Below are 15113 nucleotides of genomic sequence, written 5' to 3' on the forward strand. Positions count from 1 at the left end.
TTATTTCGCTTTCAGGTATACAAACGGAATAATTACCTCTTCCAACGAGACACCGCCGTGCTGGAACGTATCACGGTAATAATTCACGTAATAATTGTAGTTATTGGGATAGGCGAAGAAGTAATCCTCCAGCGTGAAAACATAGGCCGTTGACACGTTGATGCGGGGCAAGAAGAACCGCTCCGGCTTGCGACACACGAACAAATGGTTCTCGTCGAAGCCCAGGTTTTTGCCTTGTTTGTACCGTAAATTGGTGTTCGTTTCGCGGTAACCCACAATCTTAGCCGGTTTCTGCACCCGAATCATGCCGTGGTCGGTGGTGATAATCAGGCGTCCACCTTTCTCGGCGATCTTCCGAATAAATTCAAGCAGTGGGGAGTGCAAGAACCAGGACCGCGTAATGGAGCGGTATGCGCGCTCATCCGGTGCCAGCTCTTTGATCATCGCCATATCCGTTCGGGCGTGCGAAAGCATATCCACGAAGTTATACACAACCACGTTTAACTGGTTCTGCATCAGATTGCTGAAGTTATCGACCAGCGCTTTACCCTGGTTGGTATTCACAATCTTGTTGTACGAAAACTTAGCGTTCAGGCGCGCCCGGTCAATCTGCCGTTTCAGAAACTGGTCTTCATTGTTGTTGAGCCCCTCCTCGTCATTTTCATCGTTCACCCAAAGATCAGGCGTCTGCTTTTCCATTTCGCTGGGCATCATTCCCGCAAAAATCGAATTCCGGGCAAAAGCCGTTGTCGTGGGCAAAATAGAGTAATACATCGACTCTTCTTCAACCGTAAAGAATTCAGTCAGAATCGGTTCGATTACTTTCCACTGGTCATAACGCAGGTTATCGATCAGTACGAAAAACAGCGGACCCGCTGGCGAGCCCACCCCTTCTTCCACCAATGGAAAAACTTTTTTCCGCATGAGCTGGTGCGACATAATGGGTTTATCAGCCTTCGGATCGTTGAGCCAGTCCTCGTAATTATTCATGATGAACTTACAGAAGGTGGCGTTGGCTTCGCTTTTCTGCATGCCAAACACCTCGGCCATGCTGCGATCCTGCGCTCCGTCCAGTTCCAGTTCCCAGAAAATCAATTTTCGGTAAATATCCGCCCATTCTTCATGCCCGATGCGGTCGTTATACTGCATGGCCAGGTTCCGGAAATCCTGCTGATAACCGATGTTGGTACGCTCCGTAACCAGGCGGCGATTGTCTAATATTTTCTTGACGGATAGAAGTATTTGGTTCGGATTCAGGGGCTTAATTAGATAATCAGCGATTTTAGAGCCGATTGCCTCCTCCATAATGTGTTCCTCTTCGCTCTTGGTAATCATTACCACGGGCAGGTTAGGCCGCATTTGCTTAATTTGCTGAAGCGTTTCCAGGCCTGTCATCCCCGGCATCATTTCGTCCAGAAAAACCAGGTCAAAGTTCTCTTCATCAACTTTCTCCAGTGCATCAGCTCCACTATTAACCGGTGTTACTTGGTACCCTTTATTTTTAAGAAAAAGTATATGGGGCTTCAGTAAATCAATTTCATCGTCGGCCCAGAGGATTGAATAGTTTTGCATGATTAATGTCTTAAATATGGATTGGAAAGGCGGGCCCGCCGAAGCAAGCCCATAACTTATTTTAACACAGAACGCCGGAAACTGTTTGTTTCATCCTTGAATGTCAACAATTAAGTTTTTTTAACGATCGGCTCAATGATAGCCATTTACGCTCCGAAAAAACAGTTGTACGCTTAAAGAAATCGCTCGGCAACGCGCTCCAGATCTTCCGGCGTATCGATTCCGTGGCTGTCATATTCTGTCACCACGGCCTGAATGCGATAGCCGTTTTCCAGCCAGCGCAGTTGTTCCAGCGCCTCGGCTTTTTCGAGGGGTGACGGGGGTAGCTCCGTGATAGCCGCCAACACATCGCTTCGGTAGGCATAGATACCAATGTGTTTGTAATACTGGTGGTGCTGTAGCCATTCGTCGGGGGACTTATCGCGCTGATAAGGAATGGTTTGTCGGCTGAAATACAGGGCTTCCCCCCGCGTATTCAACACCACTTTCGGGGTGCTCGGATTGCTCAGCGTTACGGCATCATCAATGACTTTGACCAACGTGGCTAATTCCGTTTTTCCATCCAGTACCGACGCCAGCAGGTTAATCTGAGCGGGTTGGATAAACGGCTCATCGCCTTGGATATTCATCACATAATCGACTGTAGTGCCGCTTTTCTGGAGCGCCTCAAAGCAGCGGTCCGTTCCACTTTGGTGGTGCGTGCCCGTCAGGACCACTTCGCCGCCAAACGACCGGACGTGACTCGCAATGCGCTCGTCGTCCGTGGCAACCACCACGCCACTGAGCGTTTCTGCCTGCCACGCCTGTTCGACTACTCTCTGAATCATTGTTTTGCCCGCAATAGTGGCCAGGGCTTTGGCCGGAAAACGGGTTGATGCGTAACGCGCCGGAATAATTCCAAGTATTTTCACCAATGGATTGTTCTATTTTTGCTGCAAAGTAAGCGGCATATGGCTTTATTAAAAACAGCGTTCGTACACAATTTCGCGACTCCGGTTTGGCGGCTCCTTTTTGAACAGGTTCCCGGCGCTCCCGGCTTATTGCTTGCCGAACTTCGGGATGGCTCCAAACGTAGCCTTCAGGTAAGCACCTTGCAGCTTCCTAACGGCGAATTACTGACTCATTCGCTGGAACTACCCTGGTCGGCGGCGGTGCTGGGTATCTGGAATGGCTACGCGCTCTACCACCGACTCGACAACGAACGCCTCCCCGTTCCAACGGCGCTGGGTTGCCTTGACGTTCGACGTGGCGAAATACGCTGGGAATGGCCGGGACACATGTTGTCGGCTTCGGACGGCCAACTTGTAGAAGCAACCCGAACCAGTCTGGCAGCCGGCGAAATGCGCCAGCCCGTTTGGTTTTCGCTCCTCGAGGGCCAGCCGGTTGATGGCGTTAAATCCATTCTGCCTGCCCCCAATCCTTCCCTGCAATTTCCGACGCATTATCCCGAAACCAGCCAATATTGGCCCTTGCTTAACCGTTTTGTAGAAAAATATACCAACCATCTCGCAATTCAGGCCATAGACTACCTGGAAGTTGCAGATAAGATTATCTTTTCGTATTATGTTTACGGGAATACGGGTAAAAAGCAGTCCTATTTGTTGATTACCGATCGCCAGCAAACGGTCTGGCTGCATCAACCCTTACTGGAACAAACGGCTAGCGACAAGGATTCTGAACGATCCGATGGGTTAGCCGGAGCGTTTTGCGTCTGGCAAAATCAGATTCTGGCGCTCGCACAACCGACCCAACTTGTTAGTTACTTTTTGACCTGAATACCATGAAACACCTGCTGTTGGTTTTACTGGGTGGGCTGACTGGCCTGACCGCCACGGCCAACGCCGCTCGCCCTTCTTCCGTTCGCCTGGACTCCATCGGCGTCGAAAAAAAAGACGGGAAGCTTTTTGTACTCCACCGCGTTGGTCAGGGGCAAACCCTTTATTCGTTGGTTCGCCGCTATAAAACATCCATTCAGAACATTCGGGATGCTAATCCGGGCCTGAATGACAATGTACGCTACGACCAGCTTGTTCGTGTTCCGGTGACTAACCTGGCCCGCAAAGAAGAAAAGGCCATTGAGAAAGCCATTAAAAAAGAGGAAAAAGAACACAAGAAAGTTGAAAAAGATAGCAAGCGCGAAGAAGAAGAAGCCAAGCGTACCGGCAAAACGGTAAACCCCAACAGCGGCATTCACCAAATTGAAGCTGGACAGACGCTTTATAGCCTGGCGGCACGCTACGGTGTTTCCATGGATAACCTGCGCAAATGGAATAATTTACCGGCAGATAAGGTGGTATCTGGACAGGCGCTGATTGTCTCGGAAAAAGCCTGGCGTGAACGGGAACCGTCCAAAGCCCAGCTAGCTGCCACCTCGAAAGTGGAAGCGGCGCAGGCAGAATCGCCGAAGACCGTTTCCCGCCCTGATTCGCCCAAAACCGAACGTCCCGCCCCGCCCCGTCAACTGGCGAAAAACGAACTGCCCAAGCCAGAACGTGAAGCCACGGCCCGGAATGATGCCCCCCGCGAAGAAACAGCCACCGCTGAACGCCGCCCGGAAACAGCTCCGGAGCCTGCTGCCGAGCCTGTTGAACCACGCATCATTCGCCCCGGCGACACGGGTCCGCTTCCGAATCCGGGAGCCAATGCCCGTAAAATATCAGAAATTGGCATTGCGGAAATTATCGACGAAAACGATAATTCCAATAAATACCTGGCGTTGCACCGCTCAGCCCCCATCGGAACACTCGTGCTTGTTCGCAACTCGATGAACAACCAGGGTATCTGGGTTAAGGTAATTGGCCGACTGCCCGATACCAGCATCAATGATCGGGTAATTATTAAGATATCTGCCCGGGCCTTCGAGAAACTTTCTCCCGCCGACCGACGTTTCAGAGCAGAGGCCAGTTATTTAGCACCCTAAAATTAAATGGATTAGTGAATCAAAATCGGTGAGTTAGCCTGCTCCCTGAAAAGCATTCATTAGTCGATGTTCACTCAACAATGCAGAACGAATCAAAAGCGGAACGGATTGCGCGTAGACGGAAAGAGCGCGAAGACAAAATGAAAGCAACGCCGGGTTATAAAGTCTGGAGCGTTGCGTTTACGATCATGTATCCCTTTGTTGCCGTATTCACGGCTCTTTTCACGGGCTTGCTTTCCGTTTTCTCGACTATTTCCAACGCTTTTGTCTGGATGTTGAGCGGTGGCAAATCCAATGAACACTGAAGAATGCTGCCTGAAAAAGCCGGAAGCCAGCCACTTTTCCTGCTTTTTTCATTTATTTTCCCATGAATTACCCCCTAAAAGACCTGCTGGATCAGAAAGTTGAGCAGTATAATCAGCCTTCGTTTATTGAGAAAGACCCCATCAGTATTCCGCATCGGTTTACCCTAAAACAGGACATTGAAATTATGGGATTCTGGGCGGCGGTATTGGCCTGGGGCCAGCGTCCGGTCATCATCAAGAAAGCAACTGAGCTAATTCAGCACATGGATGGTGCCCCCTGCGATTTTATTTTAAATCATCAGGATACCGATCTAAGACGCTTTCTGGCTTTTAAGCACCGGACTTTCAACGCCACCGACGCGCTTTATTTTCTGCATTTTTTTCGGCAGTATTATAACCAGCACGAATCGCTCGAAGATGCCTTTCTGGCGGGCTTATCTCCGGACTCATCCAATGTTCAGCCGGCACTGGAAACCTTTCATGACCGTTTCTGCAACTACGATTTTTTCCCCGAACGAACCCGCAAGCACATTGCTACACCCGCCCGGAATTCGTCGTGCAAACGGCTCAATATGTTTCTGCGCTGGATGGTTCGGCAAGATCTAAAAGGCGTTGATTTTGGTTTGTGGACGCGGATTCAGCCACGTCAGTTGGTCATTCCCATCGATGTACACGTTGGTCGCGTAGCGCGCAAACTGGGTTTGCTTACCCGGGAGCAGACCGACTGGAAAGCGGCCGTTGAATTGACCGAAAAGCTCTGTTTGTTTGATCCAAATGACCCCGTGAAGTACGACTTTGCCTTATTTGGCTTAGGCGTTGAAGGTGAGATGTAAGCCCCGTTAGGTACGAGTAAATAAAAAAGTTGATCAATTCGCCCTGAATAGGGTTAATCTAAACAACTAAGATTTACATTTATCGTAGCTAATCCATCATCATATGCCTTTCGAAATTCATCACCATGCCTTCGGTCTTCTGACTGAGTACATTATCCAAAATACCGAAACTGGCGAGTATTTCAGTGTCTTGCCTACCCACGGAGCCTTATTACGTCGCCTGGTTTTGCGCCATAATGGCACCCCCGTTTCAGTCCTGAAAGCCCCTGAGTCAACCCAGGCGCTGATGGCGGATGAAACGTATGCCAGCGCCTTGATGTTTCCGTTCCCGAGCCGCGTCCGCCACGGCATTTATACGTTTGAAGGAACTGCTTACACGCTTCCCATGAACGAGTCGGCGCGGCACCATGCCCTTCATGGCTTTCTGTACAACCGCCCTTTTGACGTAGTTGGCCAGGTTACTACCGACACGGAAGCTTCCATTACCTTACAATATGATTACAAAGGAGATTATGCGGGTTACCCTTTCCCGTTTGATTTTCGGATCACCTATTTACTAACCGCCAACGGTCAGTTTTCCTTAAGCTACGACGTGCGAAACACGGGTACTGGAAATTGCCCGGTTGGTTTTGGCTGGCACCCCTACTTTACGTTAGGAGAAGAGCCCATTGATAATTTATCCATGAATTTACCGGTAAGCAAACAGGTTATTCTGGATGATAACCTGTTGCCGGTGAGGGAAGAGTTATTTGCCCTGACGGGAAATATTCCAATTGGCGATCAGAAAATAGATGCCGTTTTTACCGTTGCCGACAGTCCAGAGTTGGGCGTAACAACTGTATTACACTCGCCCCAGCAGGCTTTAAGTCTGAATGTCTGGCAGGAAACGGGCTTCAATAAGTTTAATTACCTCGTTGTTTATACGCCCGTAAGCCGCCATAGCATAGCCATCGAAGCGCTGACCTGCAACGTCAACGCCTTTAACAATGAAGAAGGTCTTCAAATCCTGTCTCCTAATGAATCGAAGTCGGGACAGATTAAAGTCTGGTTGTCTTAACTAAAATCGGCCAATTAAAGAGCTGCCAACCTCTTTAATTGGCCTCTCGCTTTTACAGCTCAAATTTAATCCCTTGTGCCAAAGGCAAATGAGTGCCGTAGTTGATGGTATTGGTTTGGCGACGCATGTACGCTTTCCAGGCATCCGAACCGGATTCACGCCCGCCACCCGTTTCTTTTTCGCCCCCAAAAGCGCCGCCAATCTCAGCACCTGATGTACCAATATTGACGTTTGCAATCCCGCAATCTGAACCGGCTACGGACAGAAATTGCTCGGCTTCGCGTAGGTTAAGCGTAAAAATAGCGGACGATAAGCCCTGTGGTACGCCATTTTGTAACGCAATGGCTTCTTCTATCGTGCTGTATTTCAACAGATAAAGAATGGGAGCAAACGTTTCGTGCTGGACAATGGCGGTTTGCTCGGGCATTTCGGCAATGCAAGGCTGGACATAGCATCCTGATTCAAATTCTGATCCGCTTAAAACATCGCCATCAATCAGCATCCGACCGCCCTGTTCTTTGATCTGAAAAATAGCCTTCTGATAACCCTGTACTGCCTCTTTATCAATCAACGGACCAACATGCACCTTCTCGTCCAGTGGGTTTCCAATCCGAAGTTGTCCGTAAGCACGCACTAAGCGCGTTTTTACGTCATCGTAAATCGAGTCGTGAATAATCAGTCGCCGGGTGGTTGTGCAACGCTGTCCCGCCGTTCCGACGGCACCAAACACAATGGCCGGAATCGCAACGTTGAGATCGGCGTGGGGCGTTACAATGATGGCGTTGTTTCCACCCAGTTCTAGCAAATAGCGCCCCAAGCGGCTGGAAACGGCCTGCGCCACGGCCTTTCCCATGCGCGTTGAACCTGTCGCCGAAACCAGCGCCACCCGCTCGTCGGTAGCAAGCCATTCGCCTGCTTCGCGTCCACCCGTGATGAGGCAGGAAACGCCTTCGGGAATCTCGTTTTGTTCCAGTACTTCTTTGATGATTTGTTGGCAGGCCAGCGCCGTCATTGGCGTTTTTTCGGATGGTTTCCAAATACATACGTTCCCGCACACCCACGCAATCATGGCATTCCACGACCAGACTGCCACCGGAAAATTAAAGGCCGAGATAATGCCAACCACGCCCAGCGGATGCCACTGCTCATACATCCGGTGCGCCGGACGTTCGCTGTGCATGCTTAATCCGTACAGTTGCCGCGACAGCCCGACCGCAAAATCGCAGATATCAATAATTTCCTGCACTTCGCCCAGCCCTTCCTGAAGCGATTTGCCCATTTCATAGCTGACAAGCGCGCCTAGCTCTTTCTTATATTGCCGAAACTGATCGCCCATTTGCCGGACAATCTCACCCCGTTTAGGAGCCGGAATGGTGCGCCATTCCAGAAAAGCTTCCCGGGCCGTTTCTACCACTTTGTTATAATCATCTTCCGTTGTTGGATGGATCTGGGCCATTAATTTGCCATCCACTGGTGAGTAGGAATCAATCAGACGATCCGTAGAATGCCAAAAAGCCACGCCAGTACTTGTCCCTGACATAATCGGCTGGTTTTTTAGTTTTTGAAGGAATTGCTGCATACCTGTTAGATGTGTGGTTTTAAATGTGGTGAATATACATTATTTACTAATTTGTAGCTGAAAGCCAATTTCGCAGTTCACAATCGCTTTGTCAATTTCCATGAAAAGTATTCTTCTGACTTCGCTCAGCTTATTCTTTGCGCTGATTTCTCTGGCGCAGACGCCACCGCCCAACCCAGGAGCGGAATTCATCAAGCAAAATTTTCAGAAATACGAATATAAAATCCCAATGCGCGACGGGACCAAATTACACACAGCGGTGTATGTCCCGAAAGACGCTTCCGAATCGGTTCAGTACCCTTTTATGATGCAGCGAACCTGCTACAGTGTAGCTCCTTATGGCCCAGACGCCTACCCCGCCCGCCTTGGCCCATCAACGACCCTGATGCGCGACAAATACATCTTTGTGTATCAGGACGTTCGGGGACGGTGGATGTCGGAAGGCACCTGGACCAACATGACGCCCAATATTCCTGACCCAGCTCCGGCCAAGGCGGTTGCCCGAAAAGGCAAAGCACCCGCCCGGCCTTCGGCAGCTCCGTTGGCCGGCTCCCCCGACGAAAGTTCGGATACCTACGACACAATCGACTGGCTGCTGCATAACGTCAAGTTTAACAACGGACGCGTTGGGCAATGGGGCGGCTCCTACCCCGGTTTTTACACCATTGCGGGCGCTATTGATGCGCATCCGGCCCTAAAAGCTTCGTCCCCGCAAGCGCCCATCGCCGATTTTTTCTTCGATGACTTCCACCACAACGGTACTTTTATTCAGGCGTATCTCTTTACGTTTCCGGTCTTTGGTGTGCAACACCCAAAGCCGACTTCCGAAGCGTGGTACAATGACCAGATGATTAAAACGGGCACCCGGGACGGATTTCAGTGGCAGTACGACCTGGGTCCGTTGAAAAATGCGGATAAATATTACAAAGATAATTTCTACTGGCAGGAAACGATAAACCACCCAAACTACGACGAGTTCTGGCAGAAACGCAGCATTGTCCCACACCTGAAAAACGTGAAACACGCCATCATGACCGTTGGTGGCTGGTTTGACGCGGAGGACTTGTATGGCCCACTCACGATTTACAAAAATCTGGAAAAGAACAATCCTGGCACGTATAACACGCTGGTGATGGGGCCGTTCGGCCACGGTCGTTGGGCGCAGGAAACGGGCCATACGCTGCACAACAACATTTATTTCGGCGACAGCATCGCGACATTTTATCAAAAGAACATCGAAGCCAAATTTTTCAATCATTTCCTGAAAGGTCCCGGCGATGGCAAAACGGGCTTACCCGATGCCTACCTGTTTGATACAGGTCGCAAAGAGTGGAAAACGTTTGATAAGTGGCCCGCTCCCAGCGCCCAGAATCTTTCTTTTTATCTATCAAATACCGGCCAGCTTACTCAGCAAGCGCCAGCGGACCAGGGTTTTAGCGAGTTTATCAGCGATCCGATGAAGCCGGTGCCCTACACGGAAGACAACACGACCACCATTGGATTTACGCCTTTCAACTACATGTCGGAAGATCAACGATTTGCGTCGCGGCGTCCGGATGTGCTGACGTTCCAGACCGAACCGCTGACGGAGGACATTACGCTTGGCGGTGAAATTACGGCTAAACTCAAAGTGAGCACCACGGGCACCGATGCCGACTGGATTGTGAAGCTCATTGATGTTTACCCGCCCGACGAGCCGAATCACCCTTATATGCCCAACAAAAACATTATTCTGAGCAATTACCAGCAAATGGTGCGCTCGGAAGCCATGCGGGGGCGTTTTCGAAATTCATTCGAAAAGCCCGAGCCGTTTGAGGCAAACAAAGTTACCGATGTGACGTTTCGTTTACAGGATGTGTTGCACACATTCAAAAAAGGGCACCGAGTTATGATTCAGGTCCAAAGCACCTGGTTTCCGCTCATCGACCGTAATCCGCAGAAATACGTAGACAACATCTACAAAGCCGATGCGTCTGACTTCCAAAAAGCAACGCACCGGGTTTACGCTAACTCCGCGATTGAGGTGCAGATTTTGAAATAAACATTCGTAACTCGTAGAAAAAAAGCTCATACCTGCTTCCTAACACAATCGGAACGGTATGGGCTTTCGTTTATATCTAAAAAGACTGTCTATGGTACTAACAAACTCGGCGACTGAAGCGATTAAACATTATGTCTTTTCGTTGTTAATCATTTACGGATTTACACTGGAAACGGCACAGGCCCAGCAAACCAGCAACTGGCGATTGGAAAAAGACAAGCACGGAATTCAGGTTTATTCCAGAAATTTATCGGACACCAAACTAAAGGAGCTGAAAGTCGTCTTCGAATTGTCGGGTCAGTTGTCGGATCTTCTTGCCGTTTTGTCCGATGCCGATCACCTGCCCGATTGGGTTTACGGGACTCGGAAGTCGTACGTTATCCGCCGGGTCAGTCCATCCGAATTTTATTACCATACCGAAATGAATCTCCCCTGGCCCGCCAGCAACCGCGACGTATCGATCCGGTTTCACGCCCAGCAGGACCCACAAACGAAGGTGCTAACGATTCGATCTGAATCAGTTGGGAATCAAGTGCCCCTACAGGACGGAATTGTGCGGGTGCCGTATTCACTGGCCCATTGGACCGTAAAACCTTTGTCTAACGAGCAAATGCACGTGGAATACATCTTTCGCGTCGATCCGGGCGGAAAGTTACCGGCCTGGTTGGTTAATCTGGTCGCTTCGACGGGTCCTATGCAGACCTTCCAAAAGCTCCGGGAGTTGATTAAAAATCCTAAGTATCAAAACAAAAAGTATCCCTTTCTGGAGAGCTGAACTTATTTCCGGCTGATAAACGGATTGCCTTTTACATAAAAACGATACGGTAAATCGGCACCCTGCGTGATGCCAATTCGGGTGGTGGTTACCATCTCAAAATCGTGCAACACAGGCCCCCGGATTGTAAGTGGCCCCGTTACTAACGACGAAAAGTTGTGCTCCTGCCGATCAATGCCCATGGCGCTCACCAACTTACCGGGACCGCTACACAAACCGCGTAAACCAACTTTGGTTGCTGGGTCAAGGCCTCGGCGTAGCCCCATCAGATCAAGCCCTTGGGTAGGTTCCAGCGCGCGAATCAGGACAGCTTCGCCCAGCCCTTCGGCGGCGCTAACGACGTTGATGCAGTGGTGGAAACCGTAAATCTGATAGACATACAGCGTTCCGGCTGGCCCAAACATGGCGGCGTTACGAACTGTTTTTCGCCGGTAAGCATGGCAGGCAGGGTCGCCTGTCAAGTAAGCTTCGGTTTCGACGATAATCCCGGCGGCGGTGCCTTCCCTACTTTCGTGAACCAGTTCGCAGCCCAGTAAAAGCTGGGAAAGTGTCAGCGTATCGTGCTTCTCGTAAAACTCAAGGGGCAATTTTGTCATCATTTTCCAATTTATTCTTCTTCATAACCCAAAAACAACGGGTCGGTTTGAGAATATCCGTTCGCTGGAAACAGAAAACAACAGTTGCGCTTCTTGGGAAACTTGCGTAACTAGAGTTACAACAAAACCATTCACCTTAACTGATCCCACCGTATGAAAAACATCCTTGTTGTTGGATTAGGTAAAGTTGGCTCGCTCGTCGGCATTCTGCTCAACAAACGGTTTTCGGTTACGGGTTTCGATCAACGTCAACCGGCCCAAAAACTTCCCTTTCCGGTTATTTTGGGCGACGTATCGGATGAAGCAACCTTAACGAAAACCCTAGACGCTTTCGACGGCGTAGTTTCCTGCCTCCCTTATAATTTGAACCTGCCCATCGCCAAAGCAGCTTACGAGCTAGGGGTTCATTATTTCGATCTAACGGAAGACGTACCAACCACGACGGCCATCCGCGAAATGGCGGCTACGGCGCAATCGGTCATGGCCCCCCAATGCGGACTGGCACCGGGACTAATTGGCATTGCCGGGGCCGATCTGGCCAAGCGCTTCACAAAACTCCGGGATATTGAACTGCGGGTCGGCGCGCTTCCGCGTTATCCAAACGGTTTGCTGGGTTATTCCTTTACCTGGTCGCCCGCTGGCGTGATTAACGAATACCTCAATGATTGCGAAGTAATTGCGAATGGCGTGCAGAAAATGGTTCCGGCCCTGGACGGCATCGAGGTAATCAACATCGAAGGCCAGGAATTTGAGGCTTTCAGTACGTCGGGGGGCTTGGGAACTATGTGCGAGACGTACGCGGGTCAGGTCGATACCTTGAATTACAAAACCATTCGTTACCCTGGACACGCTAAACTCATGCGCTTTCTGTTGTATGAGCTGATTTTGAAAGAAAAACGTGCTCTGGTTGAGCAGATACTGACCGAAGCAAAGCCGCCCGTGCAGGAAGATGTTGTTTATGTCTATGCTGTAGTAGAAGGCTGGAATGGCACGGAGCTGGCTCGCGAAGAATTTTACCGCGCTTATCATCCACGCCAGATTGACGGGCAGCACTGGCGGGCTATTTCCTGGACCACGGCTGGTTCCGTAGCCGCCGTCGTTGAACTGGTTGCCGACGGGTTATTACCGCAAAAAGGTTTTATCAAGCAGGAAGAGATCCCTTTTGATGCGTTTCTGGAGACGAGAAACGGGCAGGCTTTCCGAAAAGAACTAATAATAACTGAAGCGTAAATACCGATTGGGGCGGCCATGTACCGCCCCAATCGACTTTAAATCAGATCACGTTCATGGTCTGTTCTTTGATCTTCTCCAGCTCGTCTTTCATCTGAACCACCAGGCGCTGAATCACCACATCGTTTGCTTTGGAGCCGATGGTATTGATCTCCCGACCGATTTCCTGCGAGATAAAATTGAGCTTTTTCCCGTTCGCCTCTTCGGTTGACAGAACTTCCAGGAAATAATCCAGGTGATTTTTGAGGCGGACTTTTTCTTCGGAAATTTCGAATTTTTCGACGTAGTAAATCAATTCCTGCTCAAACCGGTTCTGGTCGATTTCCTCTCCGGCCAACAATTCCGTGACCATATTCCGAAGCCGCTCCCGCACCGCCGGAATCCGTTTCACATCCTGCGTCTCAACGAGAATGAGCCGCTCCCGGATGGCAATGATGTACTCCCGAAATTTGATTTCCAGGGCATTGCCCTCCTGCCGCCGGAACTCATCGCATTTCCGAATGGCTTCCAGAACCGTAGTCGAGATTAGCTCCCAATCCTGCGCCTGGGTGTCGGGCATGGCTACCGATTCTGAATTATACGCATTGGGCTGTTGCAAAGCCAGCTTAAAGAGGTCGCTGTCTGAAACGGCCAGCCCTAAACCGACGCTGGTTTCCCGAAAATCAGTTACGTAAGCTTCGACCAGCGGACGGTTTACGGCCACACCGGGACGCGTGTTCGCCAGGCGATTAATCGTCAGGGTAAATTCTACCTTACCGCGTTCCAGCTTTTGGGTCAACAAATTCCGAAGTTCTATTTCTTTATCCGAATAATGCTTGGGAATCCGGCAATAAATGTCCAGAAACTTGGAATTGAGGGTCTTCAGTTCTACAGTAACCGTGAGGCCATCTACCTCATGCGTTGCGCTGCCGAACCCGGTCATGGATTTGAGCATAACTAAATGTGTCTTGGCTATAGCTGGCTATTTTTAGCTACTTCCGGGGTTGTTGTTAAGGCATTTTTATTGATTTCTGCCATTTCTTTCCGATAACGCGCTACATCGCAGGCCAGGTAAATGGCTTGTAGCATCGAATTTTCGTCCGCCATATTTTTCCCCGCAATGTCGTAAGCCGTACCGTGGTCGGGAGACGTGCGCACAACGGGCATCCCAGCCGTGAAGTTAACGCCTTCGTCAAAAGCCAGTGTCTTGAACGGAATCAAACCCTGGTCGTGGTACATGGCCAGCACGGCATCATACTTGCGGTAACTTTGCGTCCCAAAGAACCCGTCGGACGCATACGGGCCGTAGATCAACAGCCCTTTGTTGCGCAAATCCTGAATAAGCGGCTTTAAAATTTCCTGCTCTTCATTGCCCAGCAAGCCTTCTTCGCCCGCGTGCGGATTGACACCCAACACGGCAATGCGGGGTTTTTGAATGCCGAAATCATTGCGCAACGACTGATACATCAGGTGCAGTTTCTGCTGTACCCGCTCCCGGGTAATGTTCGACCGAACCCGCCCCAGCGGAATATGGCCCGTAACAACGCCAACTCGCAACGTGCTGCTTACCAGAAACATCAGGTTATCTTTCACCTCAAACGCATCGGCGAAATATTCGGTATGACCCGGAAAGCTAAACGTTTCAGTCTGGATGTTGTGCTTATTGATGGGCGCTGTCACGATGGCGTCCAGGTGCCCGGCTTTCAGGTCTTCCGTTGCCCGCACCAAACAGGCCAGTGCTGCCTGACCAGCTTCTTCCGTTACTTTTCCTGGCTGAACTTCCTGATTTGGCTTTTCCTTTTCGGCGGTTCCATTCTGGCCGGACTGATCGCCCCAACACGTAATGACGTTGGTGAATTTCGGGTTGGCCTGACCAATGTGCTGAATTCCGTTCAGATTCCAGTCTTTTAGTTGTAAGCCACTCTGCTGAAGCATGTTCCGGTAACGATTTAGTACGCGCATCGAGCCGTAAACTACGGGCGTACAAATCTTGTTTAGCCGATTGTGCTGCAAGGCCTTCAGAATCACTTCGGGCCCAATACCATTATAATCGCCCAGCGTAATACCGATCACCAATCGGTCGGGCTGCGGCTTTTCGGGTTGTTGCGGGTCAGAATGACGTTCGTTTTTCTTCTCCGATTGGCGTTGTTCCATCTACTTTTATTAGTTTCGCCGTTACCTCGTTCTAGGCGTACTCCCTGACTTGAAGAGAACGTGTGGTATTTG

General features: G+C 50.2%; 14 protein-coding genes. 8 read left to right on the plus strand and 6 right to left on the minus strand.

What is annotated here, in order from left to right:
- Window positions 1-1572, minus strand: a complete 1572-nt coding sequence (gene porX / locus L0Y31_RS20160) for a T9SS response regulator signal transducer PorX (RefSeq protein WP_234734887.1) — start codon at window positions 1570-1572, stop codon at window positions 1-3.
- Between the two features lie 173 nt (window positions 1573-1745).
- On the minus strand, window positions 1746-2483 hold the full coding sequence (kdsB, locus tag L0Y31_RS20165) for a 3-deoxy-manno-octulosonate cytidylyltransferase (RefSeq protein ID WP_234734888.1): 738 nt from the start codon (window positions 2481-2483) through the stop codon (window positions 1746-1748).
- 39 nt (window positions 2484-2522) lie between these two features.
- Here kdsB and L0Y31_RS20170 point away from each other — a divergent pair, with 39 nt between their 5' ends.
- The 5 genes from L0Y31_RS20170 (at window position 2523) to L0Y31_RS20190 (ending at window position 6687) form a co-directional block, all read left to right on the plus strand.
- The gene (locus tag L0Y31_RS20170; protein WP_234734889.1) at window positions 2523-3347 is read left to right on the plus strand and encodes a hypothetical protein; all 825 of its coding nucleotides are present in this window, start codon (window positions 2523-2525) and stop codon (window positions 3345-3347) included.
- 5 nt (window positions 3348-3352) lie between these two features.
- A complete protein-coding gene (locus L0Y31_RS20175; RefSeq protein ID WP_234734890.1) occupies window positions 3353-4492 on the plus strand; it encodes a LysM peptidoglycan-binding domain-containing protein in 1140 nt (379 codons plus the stop codon).
- Between the two features lie 80 nt (window positions 4493-4572).
- Complete coding sequence (locus L0Y31_RS20180; RefSeq protein WP_234734891.1) at window positions 4573-4797, plus strand: hypothetical protein; 225 nt, start codon at window positions 4573-4575, stop codon at window positions 4795-4797.
- Window positions 4798-4859: 62 nt separating this feature from the next.
- Entirely contained in the window at window positions 4860-5630 is a 771-nt protein-coding gene (locus L0Y31_RS20185; RefSeq protein ID WP_234734892.1) for a TIGR02757 family protein, read from the plus strand.
- A gap of 103 nt (window positions 5631-5733) precedes the next feature.
- Window positions 5734-6687 (plus strand): aldose 1-epimerase, encoded by a 954-nt coding sequence (locus L0Y31_RS20190; RefSeq protein ID WP_234734893.1) that lies wholly within the window; start codon window positions 5734-5736, stop codon window positions 6685-6687.
- Between the two features lie 52 nt (window positions 6688-6739).
- Here the strand turns inward: L0Y31_RS20190 and amaB are convergent, their stop codons facing one another.
- The gene (gene amaB / locus L0Y31_RS20195; protein WP_234734894.1) at window positions 6740-8227 is read right to left on the minus strand and encodes an L-piperidine-6-carboxylate dehydrogenase; all 1488 of its coding nucleotides are present in this window, start codon (window positions 8225-8227) and stop codon (window positions 6740-6742) included.
- A 139-nt stretch (window positions 8228-8366) separates the two neighbouring features.
- On the opposite strand from amaB, the gene L0Y31_RS20200 reads away from it, so the two are divergent.
- Both L0Y31_RS20200 and L0Y31_RS20205 read left to right on the plus strand, forming a co-directional pair.
- Window positions 8367-10307 carry a CocE/NonD family hydrolase gene (locus L0Y31_RS20200; RefSeq protein WP_234734895.1) on the plus strand — a complete coding sequence of 647 codons (1941 nt, stop codon included), beginning with the start codon at window positions 8367-8369 and terminating at the stop codon, window positions 10305-10307.
- 91 nt (window positions 10308-10398) lie between these two features.
- The gene (locus tag L0Y31_RS20205; RefSeq protein WP_234734896.1) at window positions 10399-11082 is read left to right on the plus strand and encodes an START domain-containing protein; all 684 of its coding nucleotides are present in this window, start codon (window positions 10399-10401) and stop codon (window positions 11080-11082) included.
- 2 nt (window positions 11083-11084) lie between these two features.
- Here the strand turns inward: L0Y31_RS20205 and L0Y31_RS20210 are convergent, their stop codons facing one another.
- Complete coding sequence (locus tag L0Y31_RS20210) at window positions 11085-11678, minus strand: DNA-3-methyladenine glycosylase (protein ID WP_234737212.1); 594 nt, start codon at window positions 11676-11678, stop codon at window positions 11085-11087.
- Between the two features lie 153 nt (window positions 11679-11831).
- On the opposite strand from L0Y31_RS20210, the gene L0Y31_RS20215 reads away from it, so the two are divergent.
- Window positions 11832-12908, plus strand: a complete 1077-nt coding sequence (locus tag L0Y31_RS20215) for a saccharopine dehydrogenase family protein (protein ID WP_234734897.1) — start codon at window positions 11832-11834, stop codon at window positions 12906-12908.
- A 43-nt stretch (window positions 12909-12951) separates the two neighbouring features.
- On the opposite strand, the gene L0Y31_RS20220 is transcribed toward L0Y31_RS20215, so the two are convergent.
- Both L0Y31_RS20220 and pdxA read right to left on the minus strand, forming a co-directional pair.
- Window positions 12952-13842 carry a YicC/YloC family endoribonuclease gene (locus L0Y31_RS20220; protein ID WP_234734898.1) on the minus strand — a complete coding sequence of 297 codons (891 nt, stop codon included), beginning with the start codon at window positions 13840-13842 and terminating at the stop codon, window positions 12952-12954.
- A gap of 17 nt (window positions 13843-13859) precedes the next feature.
- Window positions 13860-15041, minus strand: coding sequence for a 4-hydroxythreonine-4-phosphate dehydrogenase PdxA (pdxA, locus tag L0Y31_RS20225; RefSeq protein ID WP_234734899.1), 1182 nt, complete (start codon window positions 15039-15041; stop codon window positions 13860-13862).
- Window positions 15042-15113: the final 72 nt, after the last annotated feature.

It is taken from the genome of Tellurirhabdus bombi, from assembly GCF_021484805.1.
GTDB classification, from domain to species: Bacteria; Bacteroidota; Bacteroidia; order Cytophagales; family Spirosomataceae; genus Tellurirhabdus; species Tellurirhabdus bombi.

What these genes read in the sequence shown, in the direction of transcription:
- porX (WP_234734887.1), bottom strand. Translation starts at nt 1,572, where the DNA reads ATGCAAAACTATTCAATCCTCTGGGCCGACGATGAAATTGATTTACTG.
- L0Y31_RS20170 (WP_234734889.1), top strand. Translation starts at nt 2,523, where the DNA reads ATGGCTTTATTAAAAACAGCGTTCGTACACAATTTCGCGACTCCGGTT.
- L0Y31_RS20175 (WP_234734890.1), top strand. Translation starts at nt 3,353, where the DNA reads ATGAAACACCTGCTGTTGGTTTTACTGGGTGGGCTGACTGGCCTGACC.
- L0Y31_RS20180 (WP_234734891.1), top strand. Translation starts at nt 4,573, where the DNA reads ATGCAGAACGAATCAAAAGCGGAACGGATTGCGCGTAGACGGAAAGAG.
- L0Y31_RS20185 (WP_234734892.1), top strand. Translation starts at nt 4,860, where the DNA reads ATGAATTACCCCCTAAAAGACCTGCTGGATCAGAAAGTTGAGCAGTAT.
- L0Y31_RS20190 (WP_234734893.1), top strand. Translation starts at nt 5,734, where the DNA reads ATGCCTTTCGAAATTCATCACCATGCCTTCGGTCTTCTGACTGAGTAC.
- amaB (WP_234734894.1), bottom strand. Translation starts at nt 8,227, where the DNA reads ATGTCAGGGACAAGTACTGGCGTGGCTTTTTGGCATTCTACGGATCGT.
- L0Y31_RS20200 (WP_234734895.1), top strand. Translation starts at nt 8,367, where the DNA reads ATGAAAAGTATTCTTCTGACTTCGCTCAGCTTATTCTTTGCGCTGATT.
- L0Y31_RS20205 (WP_234734896.1), top strand. Translation starts at nt 10,399, where the DNA reads ATGGTACTAACAAACTCGGCGACTGAAGCGATTAAACATTATGTCTTT.
- L0Y31_RS20210 (WP_234737212.1), bottom strand. Translation starts at nt 11,678, where the DNA reads ATGACAAAATTGCCCCTTGAGTTTTACGAGAAGCACGATACGCTGACA.
- L0Y31_RS20215 (WP_234734897.1), top strand. Translation starts at nt 11,832, where the DNA reads ATGAAAAACATCCTTGTTGTTGGATTAGGTAAAGTTGGCTCGCTCGTC.
- L0Y31_RS20220 (WP_234734898.1), bottom strand. Translation starts at nt 13,842, where the DNA reads ATGCTCAAATCCATGACCGGGTTCGGCAGCGCAACGCATGAGGTAGAT.
- pdxA (WP_234734899.1), bottom strand. Translation starts at nt 15,041, where the DNA reads ATGGAACAACGCCAATCGGAGAAGAAAAACGAACGTCATTCTGACCCG.